This is a genomic window from Segatella copri, from assembly GCF_949820605.1.
Classification (GTDB): Bacteria; Bacteroidota; Bacteroidia; order Bacteroidales; family Bacteroidaceae; genus Prevotella.
Window position 1 is genome coordinate 1463399 of sequence record NZ_CATKVU010000006.1, and the last position, 19648, is coordinate 1483046.

Sequence of the window (19648 nt, forward strand, 5' to 3'; positions counted from 1 at the left end):
TTATTTATTCCAAATACCAAAAGAAGAATTATTTAAAATTTTATTTAATTGAATAAAGCCAAAAAACGCTTGAACGGCATAGACAAAACCAAGCACAAACAAAACACCTAAGATGCCATGCAATTCACAAAGATAACTCATCAAAGGTATTGAGAACAAAGCACAACACACATATACTAGCATTTGAAGAAAGACTTTTCCTGTTCCATTAATAAGAATCATTAATAAATTAGAGAAAGATAGAATTAATATGTATATACACATACCTAATGCAACACTTGAAGGAACACTTACTTTACCAGAGAGCCAAATATCAAAAACATAGGGATATAAAATATACATCAACACCATTACAGGTACGGCGAACAAAAAAACTTTAAGTAATTTTTTATATGTCTTTGCCATCCAACTAAAATCTTTTTTTGCATAAGCATCTGTATATGCAGCCCAAAATGGAGACAACAATATATTAAAGAACATCTGAAAAACCGAAAAGTATTTATATGTCACATTATAAATAGTTACAGAATCTGCACCTTGCTGGCGAGATAAGATTACATTAGTAATCTGGAATATCAACAACATACATATCTGTATTACAAAGAATTTAAGTCCTAGCCATAAAATATTATTACAAAGTTTAAAATTTACAAATTTAACATTAGGACTATATTCCCTATATTTTGTTCTATAAAGATAAACAGAAAACAACATTAGAATAAAACAAGGTGTTCCTACTAAAGCCAAACATACATTAAGCATATTAGGATAAGTATAATGTGTCAGCAACACAATAACAAGCAATGAACAACCTTGTCCAATCGTAGTAATAAAAGAACTAAATGCATTTTTTTGATCAGCAGACAATAATGCAGTTAAAACTCCTAATACAAATTGTAAACCGACAAATATTAACAGAACACTTACAACTCTTCGCAATAAATCTTCATATATAGAAGACAAATTGAGAAATTTTGCCCAGTCAATATATGAATTCAAACATTCTGTCAATATTATCACAACCGAGAAAATAATTAACATCATTGCATAAGTAGTACTAACATACTGTCTAGATAAGCTATGTTTACCAATAGCTTTAGTCTCGGCAAAACGATTTTTAAAACCATTAACTAAACCTATATCAAAATATGAAATCCATGCTACAATTGAACTTACAGTCAACCACACACCATATTGCTCGGAATCCAAATAACCGATTGTAGCAGGAACCAATAACAACGAAATTAAAATAGCAAATGCTTTGTTGACAAACGCACCTATTATATTTTTCTTAACAACAAGAGTTCTTTTTTCTCCATTCATAATACTTCTTTTGGCTATAATATTAGATGTAGATCTCAAATAGAAGGAATTTTAACAATTTCTACTTACAAATATTTTGGGGAGGATTTAAACAACGAACTACAAATAACTTATTCTTATTAAAAGCAAAAAAATAAAACACAATAACTTTATTTTAAAAGCATCCTGAGCAATAAGTCTGAATATAATCCAGCCTCAAAGCTACAGGATGCTGTGTGGGTGATTACATAGCACCCACTCTACTAAGCTACTTCTCTTTTTGTATATAATTAATGTTCACTGAATTAATCATCTAATTGCAATTGCCAATATGGAACAACTACAAAAGGAAGGCGTGCTTTCGACCTGCAATCTAGATATATCTCAGGATGCTGTCGATTATGCGTTTTATTCGAGAGTGTAAACTAAACTGTGTCAAGCTACAATAAAAGTAGTTTAACACAGTTTTTATATTATGGACAACTTAGAAATTGATTACAAGAAAGCAGCTCAGCAGTTGCGTAGTGGTGAAGCCTTATTTGGCAAGGACGGAGCATTAGCTCCATTGTTAGAGCGTATTCTCAACTCAGCTCTCGAAGGTGAGATGGACGCTCATTTAAGTGAAGAGGAACGCTCTTCCGGCAACCGTCGTAATGGTAAGATGAGTAAGAAGGTTCAAACAAAATATGGTGAGGTCACTATAGAGACTCCTCGTGACCGAGACGGAACTTTCCAACCTGAGACCGTAAAGAAGCGTGAGACTATTCTTGCCAATGGCATGGCAGACCAGATTATTGAGATGTACGCCATGGGCACCAGCACACGTGACATCAGCAGCTACTTTGAGCGTGAGTTCAACACAACTCTATCAGCCGATACAATCAGCTCTATAACAGACCGTGTATTACCCGAAATCACCGCCTGGAAGTCTCGCATGCTCGATCCTGTATATGCCATTTGCTGGCTTGATGCTATCCATTATAAGGTAAAGGATGAGAATGGCAGAGCTGTCACACGAGCCATTTACAACATTCTTGGTATCAACAAGGAAGGCCAAAAAGAACTGTTAGGTATGTATGTGTCTAAGAGTGAAGGAGCTAACTTCTGGCTAGAAGTTCTTACGGATCTTCAGAACCGTGGTGTTCGAGACATCTTGATTTGTTGTATTGATGGTCTCAAAGGCTTCCCGGATGCCATCCAAAGCGTATTTCCTGAGAGTTCTGTGCAGCTCTGTATTGTCCATCAGATACGCAATTCTATCAAGTATGTTGGCAGTAAGCATCAAAAGGAGTTTATCAAGGATTTAAGAACAGTATATGGTGCAGTAAACAAAGACTCCGCTGCTGCTAATTTAGACCTGTTAGAGTCTAAGTGGGGAGAGATGTACCCAATTGTCATCAAGTCATGGCGTGACAATTGGGAACGTCTGACAGAGTATTTCCAATATACTCCAACCATCCGTAAACTCATTTATACGACCAATACGGTTGAGGGGTATCACAGACAGGTAAGAAAGGTCACAAAGACTAAAGGGGTCTTTCCTACGGATAATTCTTTGGAGAAGCTTGTGTACTTAGCTTACCGCAACATCCGTAAGAAATGGACTATGCCACTGGCAAATTGGGGACAAATTTCTCAACAAATGGCAATAAAATTTGGAGATAGATTTAAAATTATGTAACTTTGCAGCCGAAAAGGCTGAGGGTGTGTCATAAGTCTGTGACACACCCTTTTTTTTGTGTGTTTCTGTATCTTCTAGTTGAATCGTAGTCTTTCTTCACAAAGGGAATCTTATTATATTGTATAGAAACTTTACTTTTCTTGTTTTATCGATAACAAAACAGCCCCAAAGCTCACAAAAGGGCATAGTTATCCCTGACGATAAAAAAAACAAAATTGAGTTTTATCGTTTTATACCCAAATATTTCTTCAAATTGAATCCCATTCCGAACAATCCTAGATCCATGTAAACCTTGTCCATTCCAAAATGCCTGAATCGCTTATAATGCATATCTGCCTTCATCTGCCCAAATACAGCTTCCGGCTCTATCGGTCGCTGGCTTCTGTGTTTCAAGCCCTCTTGAGACGTTAGTAGCAGGAAGGCTTCCTTTTTATATGCATTCAGTTTATGGTTGACATATATGGTTCTGTTGCCTTTGGATTTCTTGCAGAGACTTCCAAGCGGACATCCATCACATCGTTGTGCTCTATATAATGTAATGACAGACACATAGCCGGAGTCACTTTTCGTTTGCCGTTGTCCACAAGGTTCCATGTGTTGTCCCATGGGGCAGACATAATAGTCATCATCCCTGTTGTAGTAGAAGTTCGCTTGGTTGAAGGCATCCTCCTTGAAAGGCTTATGCTGTTCCTTGTGAAACCAGTTGTACTTTACATAACCCATCATCTCTTCCATCTCTAGGTACTCGTAGTTCTCCTCCGAGCCATACCCTGAGTCTGCGGTGACGCTCTTGGATTGCTTTCCATATCTTTTCTTGTACTTATCCAAAAAAGGCTTGAAGGTCAGGGTGTCTGTTGGATTGGGATAAAGGGCGAAATTCGTCCAATATTGATTCTCTGTCGCAATTTGAAGGTTATAGGCAGGCTTTGTCTGCCCATTGTTCATGGCATCTTCCTTGAGGCGCATGAAGGTCGCATCGGGATCAGTCTTGGAGTAACTGTTTCTCTCGCCCAGTATATCCAGTGATTTTTCATACTCGCACAGTTTGTCCGAGGCTTTGAACAAGTGATCTATCTGAGTATTTAGCTTTTGCTTCTCTCTTCCTGTAAGCTTTGCCTTAGGAAGGTTCTTCACTTGCCTCTCACACAAACGTGCACTTCTCTCTACATCCTTGGCGAAAGTGGCTGGCTCGCTGTCTTCTTCCCTAATGTCACTCCCGCCATTCAGGCGAATTTGTTCTTTTATCTGAGCCAATGCAGCAGAGGTCTTTTCCAAGAGCTTAGCTCTGTTCTTTTCCACAGTCTTCTTCCATACAAACGTGTACTTGTTTGCTTTCGACTCTATCTTAGTACCATCAACATATTGTTCCTCCAGACTAATCACGCCCTTTTCAGCCAATATGGAGACGACTGCATCAAAATAAAAGTCGATGCATTTAATCATATGATTGGATCTAAAGCGGTTGATTGTTGCGAAAGATAATTGCTTACCTCCACAAATCCACATATAGCGAACATCGTATTTAAGTGCGTCCGCTATGCCACGACAGGAATAAACGCCATTGATATAGGCAAAAACAACTAAACTTAGAAGCATCTTCGGACTGTAAGGAGGAGCACCAATCCCATCATAGGTATCCATGAGAGGGTTGATGTCCATACTGCGAACAATACGATCCACCATACGAACTTTGCTGTCTTTTGGCACATAATCATCGAAAGAGTTAGGAAAAAAGCTCAATTCGTGCCGAGTTTCAGATTTTATTTGTATCTTTCCTCTATAAAACGAAAATGATTTCCCTCGCACAAGGTAACTAAAACAAGAGAGTTTGCCTTTTCTTCGTAAATAAAGGCGCATGTCTCCCTTGCACTTGCTTATATAGCAAATGCGATTATCAGTATACTTTCCTCTTCGAGTTTTACTCATACTGACTTCCATAGCCTCCCATGACATTAAGTTAATTTGCAAACGAGGTCTAAACCCATCACAAAGATAATAGCTTTATCATGGAAGGTATATCATGGTCATCCGTTGTTGGCGGATTCTTCACGATCTGGTTTGAAGTCGACATAGTCTGTCTTGTCATGTAAGACATGCCATACGGCGACAAGTAACTTTCTCGCCACAGCAACAATCACCTTCATTTTGTTCTTTCTTCTCACAATTGTTTGGTGATACGAGAATCTACTGAAGAAACAGTCTTTCTGACGACTGGCAGCCCAGGCACATTGAATGATGGTGTTGCGGAGGTAGACATTGCCATGGGTAATTTTACGAGACTTGATTTTCTTGTTGGACTCGTCATTTCTTGGTCTCAGTCCACTCCAGGAAGCAAGGTGGTTTGCCGTTTCGAACTTACTCATATCCGTTCCGATCTCTGCGATCAATGATGTTGCGGCACGTTCCTTGATTCCGGGAATTTTCTGCAAGCGTTCGAGTTCCTCTGGAAAATGCTTCTCGCATATCTCCAACATTCTCTGCTGACATTCGTTTCTGTGGCTCTCGGCGATGCCAATCTCCTCATGGAGTTGGCGCAGTACATCTATTTCTGCCTGGGAGACAACGCCTGTCAATGAGGCTAATATCGTCTCCGCACCATGACGATTGATAATGCGACCATGAACAAGCTTCATCAGCTCGTTTGGATTTGTGACACCTTCCGAGAGCCTGCGCACGACATCGCGGTAACTCTTACACTCGATGTTGGATACATAATTGCTCAAGCGGATATTGCAACGTTGGAGTACGCCGTCCACCTTGGAAACCTTACGGACAATCTCCGCATTGAGGTCAAAGATTCGGCGATCGTACTGGCGAAGCTGTTGAATAATCTCTGGAGGAACGAAACTTCCCCTAACCAATTCCTTCAATGTACATTCTGCTATCCACTGGGCATCCTTGATATCACTCTTATGACCTGGAAGTTGCTTGATGAAATAAGGATTTACCAGACGCAGAGTAAAATGAGGAGAAAGCACACGCCATATTGGTATCCAATAGATACTGGTACTCTCCATACAAACCTCAAAAACATGATGCTTTTGGAGCAATTTCCGCATTTCTTCCAGCTGAAATGTTAAAACACCGAAAACTTGCTCAAATAATTCACCATCACTGTGCAAAATACAAAGAAAAATACTATCTTTGTGCACGTCAAGACCACATACTGCTTTCATAAGCCTACATTTTTGAAGTTAAAAAATCAGTTAACGAACACTGCTTCAAAGATAATAAATATTTTTGTGACTCAGAGCACGTTAGTAGGATTTTTTGCAGTTGTGGTCTTGATTTCTCGAAAAACAAGGCTAATTTCGCACAATTCGAGGGAAATCATTGAAGTTTTTTATTATACTGGCTTATAATTCAGAAATTTTATCTAAATTTGCCATACTTTAAGAAGTTTTCTGCAAAAATACAAATCTTTTGCGGAAAGGCAAAGCCCGAGCTTGTGAAAGTTTGGGCTTTGTTGTAAATAAAAATGTTTTTTAAAGATTTCGTATCTGTGAAAAGGCAAAAAATAAAAAGGGGTGCGTCACAGACTTATGACACACCCTCGTGGGAATGAAAGTTAAGAACAAGCCTTGACACAGTTTAAATTACACCCCCTTTTATTCACCACCATACCTGCTGCCTCTGCGTGAATTTCATCAATGGTCGCATAATAAGAATTATTATTAGTATGTTGTAATGTTTCAAATTCTTCTTTTTTTCTTTTGGCAGCAGCCAATAACTCATGACTATAAACTCCACCATCACGAGAATTTTCATCAGCGGTTTCACCATAAGAATTAGAGAAATAAACCACCTGCATTGTTGTAGGAGTAGCCTCTATCAAGTTATTATACGTCTCTCGACATAAGTCTGCATAAACACTATTTCGTGCAACTTCACTAGTACTAAACATGCGTAGATCTGCAATACGACCACCTTCCTGCAAATGATATATAGCTCTACAACTATCAGCTATCACTAAACAGCGGCTTTGAGCAACTGCTCCCAACAAATCATTAAGATTTAAATAATTATCTGGTCGAACTTCAAAATTGATCTGTTTATGCTGGTCTGTAAAACCATGACCACAATATACTATTAAATAGAAATCTATCGGTTTCTCATCTACTCTTGCATTAAGGTCATTTATCCGAAGGATATCTAAATCAAAATCATTATTCTCAAAAACCAGAATTTCGTCATCCTTCCATGCTCCACCTTCTGGAGACTTGAAGAAATTCAGAAAATTATCTTTATCTATGTGAACACCACGAAGAGGAGTATTTCCTCCGCCATCACTTATAATTAAATATAGTTTGCGTCTCATAATCATTACTTTTTTTCTTCTGTTACATTTGACGTAAATGACTCTATGATAGAAGGTACAAATCGCTCATTAAAACCAGCAATAAAACCAACTATACAATGATATGCCCACGGGTTTGAAACTGTAATATCTTTTAAAACTAATCCTGTATCAATAAACAATATGGCTACAAAAGCAAAGATACCACCACAAAACAAGCGGGCAAAAGCCTCCAAATAATGAATCTTCTTAGAAGCCAGACCTGTCAGATTCATTTTTCCAAACCTTGACCAAATGGAAACATAAGAACCAAGAACACCAAGTTCTAACCCGACTATTTGTTTATCGGAAAACAAGTTACAAATGCAACCTGCTATTAAAGACATAATAACAATTGTCGTCGATACGCTTAAAATAATGTATCTACTCTGTTCTTTGTTTCTTGCTTTTAGGAAAAGCAAAGCTTGATCAATGCATGACTGAACTGAATCGAAATTTCCATATAAGGCACTCTCATAACCAGCTCCTAGCATTATCTTGAACTTTATGATGTTTTTCTCACTCAGATTCAAACATGGTGAAGCTTGTGCTATATCTAGATTGGCTAGCCATTTGTTTCTCTCCTGGTTTAATTCTTCATTTCCATCTAAAGGATCTTTCTTCATGATCCAATCTATATCATTATCTAGATCAATGTAAATTAGTATTTTGGCATTCTCATCCTCACAATGATAAATCAAATACTTATCTACAATGCCATCAAATGCTTGACGATATTTTTTCTGATATTCATCTTTAGGAGGATAAAGCTCTTCAGGATCTTTCTTATCAAACCACATACCATATAATCTTTATGACTTAGCTTAGTCTCTTCTAAATATATCTCGTGTATATACCTTATCTTGTACATCATCCAAACAAGCATCATAGCGATTGGCAATGATGGCTTGGCTCTGTGCCTTGAATGCAGCCATATCATTTACTACTTTGCTTCCGAAGAAGGTACTGCCATTCTCCAATGTTGGCTCGTAGATGATAACCTCAGCACCCTTTGCCTTGATTCGCTTCATTATACCCTGGATGGCAGACTGGCGGAAGTTATCACTGTTACTCTTCATCGTCAAGCGATAAACTCCTATCACACACTTATGTTCCTTACCTGCATCATAGCTATTGGCATCGGCATAGCTGTAATAACCAGCCTTTCTGAGCACGGCATCGGCAATATAGTCTTTTCTTGTACGGTTACTCTCTACAATTGCCTCTATCAGGTTCTCTGGTACATCGGCATAGTTTGCCAGAAGCTGCTTGGTATCCTTTGGCAGGCAATAACCACCATAGCCGAAACTTGGGTTGTTATAATGCGTTCCGATACGTGGGTCAAGACCTATGCCATCAATGATTGCTTTGGTATCCAAGCCCTTGACTTCTGCGTATGTATCCAATTCATTGAAGTAGCTTACTCTTAGGGCAAGATAGGTATTGGCGAAGAGCTTGACGGCTTCTGCTTCCTTCATGCCCATAAAGAGTGTATCGATATTTTCCTTAATGGCTCCTTCCTGGAGCAAAGCGGCAAACGTCTTGGCTGCTTCTTTCAACTTTTCTACATCAGTAACCTTCAAGATTGCCTCGTTCTCATCTCTAAACTCAGGGCGTTCTATCAACTTTGGATAACCTACTATAATACGGCTTGGATAAAGATTATCATAGAGTGCCTTGCTCTCTCGGAGGAACTCCGGAGAGAAAAGGAGATTGAATTGCTTCACTCCTTTCTTGGCATACTTCTGATAGAGGCTTCGAGTGTAACCTACTGGGATGGTACTCTTGATTACCATCACTGCATCGGGATTTACCTCCAGCACCAAGTCGATAACTTCTTCTACATGAGTGGTATCGAAGAAGTTCTTCACTGGGTCGTAGTTCGTTGGTGCTGCAATAACTACGAAGTCTGCATTTTTATAAGCAGACTTGCCGTCCAATGTGGCAGTGAGATGCAGAGGTTTCTCTGCCAGATATTTTTCGATATACTCATCCTGTATCGGTGATATATGATGATTCAGTTTATCTACTTTCTCGGGAATTACATCTACTGCAGTTACCTCATGATGTTGGGATAAAAGCGTAGCAATACTGAGTCCTACGTAACCGGTTCCGGCTACGGCAATTTTTAATTGATTAAAATTACGCATTGTTTTAAGTTTTTGAATAATAAGCATCCTGAGCCTCTTTCGGTGGGTCAGTTTCCGAAAGAGAGCTGTAGGATGCCTTGTAGGTGGAGTATGTAGTGCCCACACTACCAAGCTACTTTTCGCTAGTGTTGATTTGCTGGGGCAATTGAATTCTTCCCTGTAGGAGGTGCGGCATCTCCTAGTCTCTCCGGAAGATATCTCGTGTATATACCTTATCTTGTACATCATCCAAACAAGCATCATAGCGGTTGGCGATAATCGCCTGGCTCTGAGACTTGAAAGCATCCATATCATTCACCACCTTGCTACCAAAAAAGGTGGTACCGTCCTCCAATGTAGGCTCGTAGATAATCACCTCTGCACCCTTTGCCTTGATTCGCTTCATGATGCCCTGGATGGCAGACTGGCGGAAGTTATCGCTGTTGCTCTTCATCATGGATTACTACATTTGTATTTATTCTGAGAGTGCTGCCAGTCTTTTCATCAACCTACCAAGCTCCGAGAAAGTATAATCCCTACCTTCCTTTTGTACTTCATCCATAGAACGAGAGGCATTAGCAATAGCTTTTTCAAGGCTTCCCCCGTTGCGTTCAAAGTAGGAGTGTAAGCCTTTGGATTTGTTGAAGAAGGAGATGGTTTTCCTGTATTCCACACATTGGTTCAAATCCTTGAGCAATGGTTCTTGCGTATCGTATGGACGTGATGTGTATCGAAAATAGTAGAGAAAGAACAGTTCCGTACAGCGGTGGGTCTCAAAGAACTCAACCTTGCAGTATATGCCTTTCTTGGGTTTATTGATGGGCTTGGCATATTTTGCCTTTAATCTTTGATATTGGGAACGCTCTGGTTCTACATCTTTCGTGTCCATATCAATTATGCAGAATATGTGGTTGTATCCCATCGCCACCCCCTCAGATATTTTCAAATCAAGTTCCTTGATACTTGTATGCTTGGGATAGTCTGGCTTGATAGTCAAGCGTTTGAATACATCGCATAAGGATTTGAAATAGAAAAATTCCGTAGGTCCTTCACCCAAGATAAGTGCTGTTTGTCGTAACTTGCCCATATCAATCCTCCAGATTTATAAAGATACTACCTAATTCGGGCTTTGCCCCCAAACGTCCGATGCGATAAGAATTATAAAGAGACAGATTCTTGTGCAACCCGAAAGAATCGCCACGAGAATACTCGGAAGATGCGGTCTCTTTATTTTTCTCCACAAACCACACAACGCCTCTATTCTCATTGATAAGGTCTTGAGAAAGCAGGGTCGTTTCTTGACTGGTGATAATCAACTGCGATTTTTCGGAGTTAAAGATAAAGACATTGAGATAGTAGTATAACAGGTCATTATGTAAATCCTCACCTAATTCATCAAGATAATACACATGAGAAGCTGTTATCATATCATATAATGCCTCTAAAATACGTATATATTTTTGAGTACCCTTTGACTGCAATCTGAGCGGAATGTCAAAATCTCCATTTGTAGAGTGATTGACAAATGCCACGGAATCGGAGGTGGATTGAAGCAGAGCTACTTTCATATCTTCTGGAATATTTTCCATGAGGATACGTTGACGGAACTCATTAGGCACCAACCGATCTTCTACGATAGGCTTATACTCCAAGATGTTCAAATCTGCCTTTTGAAGCATGATGTTGTAGAACTTACGCTTTTTAGAATTTGCATAAGCATCCTTTAGGATTTCCACGATCCCCTTTTCGCCGTCACCGTCAACATCGTGATAGTTCTCCATAATCCAGCCATGAAGAATATTGAATGGATCAATATCTTCTTTCAAGGCAGCTTTCCTACAAACAGACAAAACACTATGATTATTCAAGGTGTTCTCACGGATGCTCTCTTGCGTTTTTACCAGCAGCCTGAGACTTGGACCAAACTTGATCTCAGCCTGCACGTTATCTCCTACAAATGTGCGTTCATAAAACAACGACTTTGATTTGTTAGGATAATAATAAAGTGCTTCGCTCAATATGTACTTGTCATTGAATGCTACATCATAGTCGTATCGGACACCATTGGCATAAAACGAAACGTGCATTTCGGTTGGATCATCCTTGGTGAGCATGAAAGGAATGCTTCCATTTATTCTTTGAGTAGCATCTGATTTGGGTAGAATTAACAAACGAAATACTTCATTCAATGCAATCAGCATATTTGATTTTCCGGAAGCATTTGAGCCATACAGAATTCCTAACTTGTACAAGAAAGTTCCTTCGGCTATCTCTGTAACAAGTTCCGAAGAAGACTCCTTTGCCAAGAAATTCAACTCCTGTTTATCTCGAATAGAAAGATAATTTTTTACCCAGAAATCTCTTATCATAATATCTATATATATTAATATAATTATTGTAATTTGATTGCAAAAATACAAATTGTTTTTTTTATTTGCAAGAATCAACCTATATTTTTTGTAAACATACTACATTTTAACCATAATTTAACACATATAGTTCTCTGCGGCACCTCCTAATCCCGTTGGAAGATATCTCGTGTATATACCTTCTCTTTCACATCATCGAGCGAGGGGTCATAGCGGTTGGCAATAATCGCCTGACTCTGTGACTTGAATGCTGCCATATCATTTACTACTCTGCTGCCAAAGAAGGTTGTACCATCTTCCAATGTAGGCTCATAGATAATCACCTCTGCACCCTTTGCCTTGATACGTTTCATGATGCCTTGGATGGCAGACTGGCGGAAGTTATCACTGTGGCTCTTCATCGTCAAGCGATAAACTCCTATCACACAAGCGTGCTCCTTGCTTGCATCATAACTATTGTCATCGGCATAGCCATAATATCCAGCCTTCTTCAGCACGGCATCGGCAATATAGTCTTTTCTTGTACGGTTACTCTCTACAATTGCCTCTATCAGGTTCTCTGGTACATCGGCATAGTTTGCCAGAAGCTGCTTGGTATCCTTTGGCAGGCAATAACCGCCATAGCCGAAACTTGGGTTGTTGTAATGGGTGCCGATACGTGGGTCAAGGCCTATGCCATCAATGATTGCCTTGGTATCCAAGCCCTTGACTTCGGCGTATGTATCCAATTCATTGAAGTAACTTACTCTTAGGGCAAGATAGGTATTGGCGAAGAGCTTGACGGCTTCTGCTTCCTTCATGCCCATAAAGAGTGTATCGATATTTTCCTTAATGGCTCCTTCCTGAAGCAAAGCGGCAAAAGTTTTGGCTGCTTCTTTCAACTTTTCTACATCAGTAACCTTCAAGATTGCCTCATTTTCTTCTGCGAACTCAGGACGATCTAGCAGCTTAGGATAGCCTACGATGATACGGCTTGGATAGAGATTATCATAGAGTGCCTTGCTCTCTCGGAGGAACTCTGGGGAGAAAAGGAGATTGAATTGCTTCACTCCCTTCTGGGCATACTTCTGATATAGGCTTCGGGTGTAACCTACTGGGATGGTACTCTTGATTACCATCACTGCATCGGGATTTACCTCCAATACCAAGTCAATAACTTCTTCTACATGAGTGGTATCGAAGAAGTTCTTCACTGGGTCGTAGTTCGTTGGTGCTGCAATGACTACGAAGTCGGCATCTTTGTAAGCTGACTTGCCATCCAAGGTAGCTGTAAGATGCAGAGGCTTCTCTGCCAGATACTTCTCGATATACTCATCTTGTATCGGTGATATATGATGATTCAGTTTATCTACTTTCTCGGGAATTACATCTACTGCTGTTACCTCATGGTGTTGGGATAAAAGCGTAGCAATACTAAGTCCTACGTAACCGGTTCCGGCTACGGCAATTTTTAATTGATTAAAATTACGCATAGTTTTAAGTTCTTGAATAATAGCATCCTGAGCCTTGGTTGGAATTACTTTTTGCCGAGAGCTACAGGATGCGTTGTGGGTGATTATGTAGCGCCCACACTACTAAGCTACTTTTCGTTTTATATATTTTTTTGTTATTTCTAACAATATAATTGTTTCGTATCGGAAATGAAGGACATAGAGTCCCTGCCAGATAAGAATTGCTTTGAGGGTATTCTTATCTGGATATTGATTGAGTAAAATTAGTTTTGAAATTGTTTTTTTCTACCTCACCGTAGAGGTCCCACAGATCTCACAGATGAACACAGATTTTCCTGCTACAATCATTATCCACAGATGAGACCGTTCGGTCAGATGACATTATTTCGTATGATGCTCTATAAAGCGAGTAATCATTGATGATACCGTTTGGGGCGATTGCTTCTCATGAGCTACAGCCATTATTGTAATCTGATTTGCAAACTGAATATAATATACAACATTAGGATGAATCGTTAAATGTCGTACGGTATAACTGTCTGTCGAGTATTTTTTATCAAAAGAACCACTTTCTGGAAATACATACAGGCTATTAACCTTTTTCACTATTCGCTCTAAAGATTTATTAGCTATACGTTCTCCAAAATTATCAGCAACATACTGACCTATATCTTTCAATTGCTGCTTTGCCAATGTTGACCAGGTGATTTTTATTTCCACCCCAATTCCTCCTTCACGACATTCAAAATTTCTGAATGAGGAATCGTTTTCTGAGACAAAGACTCCTTATAGGCGAAATCGGCAGCGGCTTTCATTGCTGTTTCGTCTAAGTTATCGATAAATGATTGCATCTTCTTATCGTCACATTTTTCTTCTTGTAAAGATAACTCTATAAGTTCGGCAAGATTGCTTCTATCTTCCCAACTCAATTTCTTTATCTCATTCCAAAATGGAACAACTGTATTATTTCTTTCAACAGAATTTGTCATATACATAATCAAATCCTCCCTATTTTATTGTTTACATGCTGCAAATATAAGGGAAATATCTGAAATAGCCAAGGGATTTCTGGTTTTTAACACATCATTCGTCACCACTTATATACAGAAGGATATTTTACTTGGACAAAGCTGAAATTATGCCCAATAACGGAAATCTCCTTGGCTAATGTTCGACTATTCGCAGAGGGAGTCCTCATAAACGCCAACATATTTCTAGCGGCATCTCCACGCAGAGGAGTTACGTCAGGAGCATAATAATCTCTCCAACCAAACAGGCAGATTTTCTCTGGAAAAGTCAATATGTAATGAGCCATCAATGGATCTAACAATAATCGTTCCAAGGATTTCCTCATCTGTGAAGAAGCCTTGGCTCGCTTGCCCAAAGGATACTTGCCATCATTGGGATTGACATACTTCTCTTCGGAGCAAGTCAAATCACAAAAGGCAATTTTGTTATGCTCGTCCGTTGCATCGACCAATAAGTAATCGCACCTATCCCTCATCGCAGCTACAGTATTATCAAATTGATTGACATACTTCTCAAAATCCACAATGGCTACAGGACAGGCAGATGTATCCAGTCTCAAATTAACCCTGTCACATTGAGCACGATGTGGACGATGTCCTTGACAATCATCACAAGCCTTGGAGTCTGATAATTCGACAAGCCCTCTATGGATAGCCATATCTACAACCACCCCATGGATATCCAAGTCATACTCCTGAGGATAATGCACTTGCAACAATCGTTCTATCAACACTTCGTCTCTCATCTGCTCAACTCGTTAAACTCATTATATATGGCAGACATCATCTCTGTCAAGTCGTATGTATCAACCAGGGCTTTTCCTTCCTCATCCGTTGCCATGAGAGTTTGAGCATTTCCATCGTATATTCTATATACTGCCAAATTCTCAGGCTCAACTCTCGCACGATCCGCAGCCGTTTGACGAATCAAAACGTTCAAGTAGTTCAAGATATAAGGACTATGTGTAGCCATTATAATTCCCATCTTACGGTCATTGGAAGAAGCTGCATTAACTGTCTTCACCAAATCATCTATTAAGCGGCACTGAGCATCAGGAAAAAGACTAAGTTCAGGCTCCTCTAAATGAATATGCACATACTTTGGTAAATCAGCCAGTTCGATAACCGGAGAAAACTTTGTCAACAATTCGTTATCATAAAGGTAGTCAAGCACAGACCTACGGAAAGCCTCCTTAAAGGAATAATCCTTGGCAAAATGCTGCACGATGACGGAAAGAGGGGTGGATGTTTGGATACCAGATGAAGCCTGGGTAAGCTCTATTGGAGCATAGGCATCGTCAACAGGCATAACAGTCAACTTCACAGGACGCCCCTTAGGATGTTTCACGGAAAGTTTCAGTCCCAAATAAGAGAGATCATATTCCTTGTCATCCTTCACCGCCTGGGCAAAGTCATTCATAGTCTCATGAAAATAAAATCCCAACGACGCATTCTTATTCGTCAAAGCATTAGCCGACCATGAAGGGATGACATTTCTATTCTCCGAGACAAAAGACTCTTTCCAAAAGGTCAAATCTTCTTCTCTTATCTCTGGCAAGAGCGTACGCTTGATCTTGGAATTGCCATACTCTATGCTATACACATTACCAGAATCTGCATGCACCTCATATCGTATATATGAATTACTCTGAAAGAAAGCCACAAGATTAGTTGTCTTTAGCAAAGACTCAAAGCGTATTCTGAAAGGAGAGTTTGTTATTTTCGAATGCTTTAGAAATGATCGAATATTAGCTCGCTTATATAGATAGCGCATCAGGACAAGTACCTTCATCAGTGTACTTTTTCCGATGGCAGACTCACCTATAAGAACTGTAAGAGGCAGAATCTCCAACTGTTCAATATGGCGAAGCGGTCCAACATTGTGTATGGTAATATATTCCTTCATATACTTTTTCTGATTGTATTCACTAAAAAAACATTTTTATGGCTGCAAAAATACACTTTTTTATTGAAACGACCAAGCAAAAGAAGAAAAAAGACAGAACAAGTCTAAAGAATCCGTGAAATCCGTGTACGAAAATCATTTCTCTCGCCCATCGGCTCCACCTTATTAATAATCGTTTTTAGCGTATTCTTACCTGGATATTGATTGAGTAAAACTTGTCTGAATTTGATTTTTATGAATGGGTGTGCTCGCAGAAAAGGTCCCACAGATCTCACAGATGTACACAGATTTGAGAGACCTGCTCGGTCTGGGAAAAGTCACGCAGATTGCGCAGATGACGCAGATTTTCCTTCTACTATTCTTATCCGCAGATGAGACCTATTCGGTCAGATTTTCACAGACTTTTACGATCACTTCTTCTCGTTTGTATGTTTGGGTGGGTGTGAAGGGGGTGTATAAGAACTTTTGTATATACATCGTGCGCAAAAGATAAAGAGAAAGGGTATCAGATAGTTATGCCTTCTTTTTAACACTCTTTTCACGCTAAAGTTCATATATCCCCTTCACACTTCACGCTTTGTTTGCTAATCTAAAAATCGCTCATTTCGGCGACAATGGTTCCAGCAACCCGTCAATCAGACGAAGCAGCTCGTCTCTGTGAGCCTCGCCCACCAACGACTCCATCCAACGTATCGCGCCCCAGTAGTCGTCGATGGAAACATCACGGTCCATCGCCTCCAGACTCTTGGTGTACGCATCAGACAGCCGGAACTCCTTGCGGATGGCTGACTTGGTGGAAGCCCAATGCTTCTCCTCCTCAGTAAGACCACCTTCAAAACGATCTTCCTTCAGTTCTTCACGCATAGCCCAGAACACGTTGTGGACTAAAAGATTAAAACACTTGTGGACAGAAATCATGCCCGTCTGTAGTCGTAGGAATCCTTGATTCCCATGACTTCACTTCTGATTTTTTTGAAAAACATTTTAAATAAATTTATGTTATGTTCCAAAATCGGAACTTTTTGATTTCAATGCCAAATTTTATGCTTAGCTTTGCAGCGGAATCTATATGATTCAATTTTAAAACAACTTATAATCATTTGCTTAAAAATGACAAAAACAGAACAAGAACAAAGACAAGAAATGGTATTACCATCTTTCTTCTATGCTATCGCCTCCAGCGAAAGCAGACAACTCATCAGTCTTGATGAACTGCAGCGAATCATCACCCTCGACGCCATGACCCAGGCGCGTACCGAAGACTACCGCAAGAACATGCGCATCAGCAGCGAGCTCGCTCATCAAACCAAGGTGATGATGCCAGGCATCACTACCTCCGTGCTCATGGACGGACGGGGCAAGGAACTGCGCAACGTGGTGAAGACCACCCAGATGATCGCCGTGGACATCGACAAGATTCCTGCAGAAAAGATGAAGGAGGTCGTACAGAAGGCGGACGCCGACCCTCATACCATGATGAGGTTCATCACCGTGAGCCAACGGGGTCTGCGCATCATCTCCAGATACCTGCCCATAGATGACGACGAGGTGACCGCACTGGAACTTTTCGATGTGATCATACGCAAGGCGATGAGCTATTACAGTAAGTTGCTAGGCGTGCCTGCCGACGAGCAATGCGTAGACATCACCCGGATGTGCGGACTCGCCCACGACCCTACCGCCTACTTTCATTGGGACGCAGAGCCTTTCGGCTTGGACACCCACGACCTGAAGGCGCTCTACACCAAGAAGGCCAACGAAGCGAAATATGCCAAACGTGCCAGCAAGCGCAAGCGAAACAGCCAGAAGATGGTGGCACTTGGCAAGGGGGTTCCCACGATGGACGAGGCAGCGCAGCACATACTGAACCTACTCGACACGTGGGGCTACAAGTTTGAGAGCGGTGTCCACAACGAGTATGTGCTCCACTTCGGCAAGGTGTGCGTGCGCTATGGCATAGACAAGGAAGAGGCAATGACCTACGCCAAGAGCAACTTCAGCTCCGACTATCCCGATGCTGACAGCGTGATGAAATCATGCTACAAGCACACCGAGAAACTAGGCACCTGGCACTTCTACCGCAAAGGCGAGGGCTTCTCGGGTAAGGCGACTGTCAAGGTAATCAAGCAGTGGCTCTCGATGAGATACGAGTTTCACCACAATGAGGTGACGGGATTTCACGAGGTGCTGAGTCGCGATATAATCAAAGGCAAATACCATAAGTGGACCCGCATCGACGACAACATAGAGAACACCATCTGGACCCAGATGGACGAGATGGGACTCGAAGTGACCGCCATCAAGCTGCACGCCATCATCAACAGCGACTTCAGCGAGCCTTGGGATCCCTTCGACGAATATCTCAGGAGTCTGCCCAAATGGGACGGAAAGACCGACTACATCAACGAGCTTGCCAACCGGGTAACCATCAACTATTGCCCTGGCTACCACCACTCGCAGGAAGAGTTCAGATACTTCTTCAAGAAATGGCTCGTATCGATGGTGGTGGCATGGGTATCACCAAGAGTGGTGAGCCAGACCATCCTGATATTCATCGGGAGGGGTGGCATCAACAAAACCACATTCTTCTATTATATCCTGCCACCATGCCTGCGCCAGTACTTCATCAACGAGTCAACCGCCAACTATACCGACAAGGACTTCATGGAGGCTTTCTCAAGCAAGGCACTAATATGCCTCGACGAGCTGGAGTCTACCTTCGGCAAGGGGCTGAGCGCCCTCAAGAGCAACGTCACCAAGCTGGTGTTCTCCATCCGCCGCCCCTACGACAAGTATCGTTCGGAACTGCTGCACCGTGGTGCCCTCTGCGGCACCAGCAACAGCATACAGATCATCACCGACGAGGAGAACCGCCGCTACTCACCATGGTTCGTAGACAATATCGAGAGCCCTAGGGAGACACCCATCGACTACCAGCACGTCTATTCCCAGGCTGTAGCTCTGGGACAAGAGGTAACTAATCGGGTGAAGAACCAGGAAGAGGGATGGGTATACTGGCTCACCACCGTCGACATAGACGTGATGAGGGAGCACAACGGCATGTTCATGGTTTCCAACTTCATGGAAGACCAGATACTGCGCTTCTACAAGGTGCCGAAATCAGACACCGACCCTCAATATGTAAAGTTCCGCTATTCATCGGAAATCATGGAGCGCATAGGCGGAAGTCCTGCCCTGAGCCGCAACATGAGTCACCAAAATCTGAGTGCCGTGATGCAGCGACTGGGCTTCAAGAAGGTACACCGCGCCAAAGGTAACGGATGGCTCGTGATAGAGAAGAATCCGGGAGAAATCAACACCGAGGCGATCTGCAGCCCAAACGAATGCGCAGAAACGTACTTGAAACCGTACAGAACCATAGCTACGGATAGCCAGAATGGTTCTGACCAACAATAAGCAGCATTCTGGCAAGTGCTAACCAGCAT

Annotated in this window: 16 protein-coding genes and 1 pseudogene; 2 read left to right on the forward strand and 15 right to left on the reverse strand. The window is 41.2% G+C overall.

The window, feature by feature from the left end; all coding sequences use genetic code 11:
• Nucleotides 1–1323 (reverse strand): lipopolysaccharide biosynthesis protein, encoded by a 1323-nt coding sequence (locus RCO84_RS07275; protein ID WP_317584554.1) that lies wholly within the window; start codon nt 1321–1323, stop codon nt 1–3.
• A 454-nt stretch (nt 1324–1777) separates the two neighbouring features.
• Here RCO84_RS07275 and RCO84_RS07280 point away from each other — a divergent pair, with 454 nt between their 5' ends.
• Nucleotides 1778–2983, forward strand: coding sequence for an IS256 family transposase (locus RCO84_RS07280; RefSeq protein WP_317584557.1), 1206 nt, complete (start codon nt 1778–1780; stop codon nt 2981–2983).
• 222 nt (nt 2984–3205) lie between these two features.
• Here the strand turns inward: RCO84_RS07280 and RCO84_RS07285 are convergent, their stop codons facing one another.
• The 14 genes and pseudogenes from RCO84_RS07285 to RCO84_RS07350 form a co-directional block, all read right to left on the reverse strand.
• Nucleotides 3206–4936: an IS1182 family transposase gene (locus RCO84_RS07285; RefSeq protein ID WP_317585505.1), complete on the reverse strand. Its 1731-nt coding sequence runs from the start codon at nt 4934–4936 to the stop codon at nt 3206–3208.
• Nucleotides 4937–5007: 71 nt separating this feature from the next.
• Complete coding sequence (locus tag RCO84_RS07290; protein WP_144155788.1) at nt 5008–6159, reverse strand: IS110 family transposase; 1152 nt, start codon at nt 6157–6159, stop codon at nt 5008–5010.
• A 392-nt stretch (nt 6160–6551) separates the two neighbouring features.
• The gene (locus RCO84_RS07295; protein ID WP_317584560.1) at nt 6552–7301 is read right to left on the reverse strand and encodes a caspase family protein; all 750 of its coding nucleotides are present in this window, start codon (nt 7299–7301) and stop codon (nt 6552–6554) included.
• A gap of 5 nt (nt 7302–7306) precedes the next feature.
• The gene (locus tag RCO84_RS07300) at nt 7307–8119 is read right to left on the reverse strand and encodes a hypothetical protein (RefSeq protein ID WP_317584562.1); all 813 of its coding nucleotides are present in this window, start codon (nt 8117–8119) and stop codon (nt 7307–7309) included.
• 24 nt (nt 8120–8143) lie between these two features.
• Nucleotides 8144–9469 carry a UDP binding domain-containing protein gene (locus RCO84_RS07305; protein WP_317584563.1) on the reverse strand — a complete coding sequence of 442 codons (1326 nt, stop codon included), beginning with the start codon at nt 9467–9469 and terminating at the stop codon, nt 8144–8146.
• Nucleotides 9470–9647: 178 nt separating this feature from the next.
• A pseudogene (locus RCO84_RS07310) lies at nt 9648–9902 on the reverse strand (UDP binding domain-containing protein); the annotation flags it as partial.
• Nucleotides 9903–9923: 21 nt separating this feature from the next.
• Nucleotides 9924–10535 (reverse strand): RloB family protein, encoded by a 612-nt coding sequence (locus tag RCO84_RS07315; protein WP_144150709.1) that lies wholly within the window; start codon nt 10533–10535, stop codon nt 9924–9926.
• 1 nt (nt 10536) lies between these two features.
• Nucleotides 10537–11817 carry an AAA family ATPase gene (locus tag RCO84_RS07320; protein WP_144150707.1) on the reverse strand — a complete coding sequence of 427 codons (1281 nt, stop codon included), beginning with the start codon at nt 11815–11817 and terminating at the stop codon, nt 10537–10539.
• 146 nt (nt 11818–11963) lie between these two features.
• On the reverse strand, nt 11964–13289 hold the full coding sequence (locus tag RCO84_RS07325) for a nucleotide sugar dehydrogenase (RefSeq protein ID WP_317584565.1): 1326 nt from the start codon (nt 13287–13289) through the stop codon (nt 11964–11966).
• Between the two features lie 360 nt (nt 13290–13649).
• Entirely contained in the window at nt 13650–13988 is a 339-nt protein-coding gene (locus RCO84_RS07330; RefSeq protein ID WP_317584567.1) for a type II toxin-antitoxin system RelE/ParE family toxin, read from the reverse strand.
• Entirely contained in the window at nt 13979–14263 is a 285-nt protein-coding gene (locus RCO84_RS07335; protein ID WP_118085530.1) for a hypothetical protein, read from the reverse strand. The genes RCO84_RS07330 and RCO84_RS07335 overlap by 10 nt, the downstream gene beginning before the upstream one ends.
• A gap of 95 nt (nt 14264–14358) precedes the next feature.
• Nucleotides 14359–15042 (reverse strand): hypothetical protein, encoded by a 684-nt coding sequence (locus tag RCO84_RS07340; protein ID WP_317584569.1) that lies wholly within the window; start codon nt 15040–15042, stop codon nt 14359–14361.
• On the reverse strand, nt 15039–16202 hold the full coding sequence (locus tag RCO84_RS07345; RefSeq protein ID WP_144150699.1) for an AAA family ATPase: 1164 nt from the start codon (nt 16200–16202) through the stop codon (nt 15039–15041). The genes RCO84_RS07340 and RCO84_RS07345 overlap by 4 nt, the downstream gene beginning before the upstream one ends.
• Before the next feature lie 600 nt (nt 16203–16802).
• Nucleotides 16803–17066 carry a hypothetical protein gene (locus RCO84_RS07350; protein WP_118079067.1) on the reverse strand — a complete coding sequence of 88 codons (264 nt, stop codon included), beginning with the start codon at nt 17064–17066 and terminating at the stop codon, nt 16803–16805.
• A 279-nt stretch (nt 17067–17345) separates the two neighbouring features.
• Between RCO84_RS07350 and RCO84_RS07355 the strand changes: the two genes are divergently transcribed.
• A complete protein-coding gene (locus RCO84_RS07355; protein ID WP_317584572.1) occupies nt 17346–19619 on the forward strand; it encodes a BT4734/BF3469 family protein in 2274 nt (757 codons plus the stop codon).
• The last annotated feature ends 29 nt before the right edge of the window (nt 19620–19648 follow it).

Excerpts from the sequence above, each read along its gene's own strand:
- RCO84_RS07305 (WP_317584563.1), bottom strand. The coding sequence starts at position 9,469 with ATGCGTAATTTTAATCAATTAAAAATTGCCGTAGCCGGAACCGGTTAC.
- RCO84_RS07350 (WP_118079067.1), bottom strand. The coding sequence starts at position 17,066 with ATGCGTGAAGAACTGAAGGAAGATCGTTTTGAAGGTGGTCTTACTGAG.
- RCO84_RS07320 (WP_144150707.1), bottom strand. The coding sequence starts at position 11,817 with ATGATAAGAGATTTCTGGGTAAAAAATTATCTTTCTATTCGAGATAAA.
- RCO84_RS07325 (WP_317584565.1), bottom strand. The coding sequence starts at position 13,289 with ATGCGTAATTTTAATCAATTAAAAATTGCCGTAGCCGGAACCGGTTAC.
- RCO84_RS07285 (WP_317585505.1), bottom strand. The coding sequence starts at position 4,936 with ATGTCATGGGAGGCTATGGAAGTCAGTATGAGTAAAACTCGAAGAGGA.
- RCO84_RS07315 (WP_144150709.1), bottom strand. The coding sequence starts at position 10,535 with ATGGGCAAGTTACGACAAACAGCACTTATCTTGGGTGAAGGACCTACG.
- RCO84_RS07290 (WP_144155788.1), bottom strand. The coding sequence starts at position 6,159 with ATGAAAGCAGTATGTGGTCTTGACGTGCACAAAGATAGTATTTTTCTT.
- RCO84_RS07300 (WP_317584562.1), bottom strand. The coding sequence starts at position 8,119 with ATGTGGTTTGATAAGAAAGATCCTGAAGAGCTTTATCCTCCTAAAGAT.
- RCO84_RS07355 (WP_317584572.1), top strand. The coding sequence starts at position 17,346 with ATGGTATTACCATCTTTCTTCTATGCTATCGCCTCCAGCGAAAGCAGA.
- RCO84_RS07295 (WP_317584560.1), bottom strand. The coding sequence starts at position 7,301 with ATGAGACGCAAACTATATTTAATTATAAGTGATGGCGGAGGAAATACT.
- RCO84_RS07345 (WP_144150699.1), bottom strand. The coding sequence starts at position 16,202 with ATGAAGGAATATATTACCATACACAATGTTGGACCGCTTCGCCATATT.
- RCO84_RS07280 (WP_317584557.1), top strand. The coding sequence starts at position 1,778 with ATGGACAACTTAGAAATTGATTACAAGAAAGCAGCTCAGCAGTTGCGT.
- RCO84_RS07275 (WP_317584554.1), bottom strand. The coding sequence starts at position 1,323 with ATGAATGGAGAAAAAAGAACTCTTGTTGTTAAGAAAAATATAATAGGT.
- RCO84_RS07340 (WP_317584569.1), bottom strand. The coding sequence starts at position 15,042 with ATGAGAGACGAAGTGTTGATAGAACGATTGTTGCAAGTGCATTATCCT.
- RCO84_RS07335 (WP_118085530.1), bottom strand. The coding sequence starts at position 14,263 with ATGTATATGACAAATTCTGTTGAAAGAAATAATACAGTTGTTCCATTT.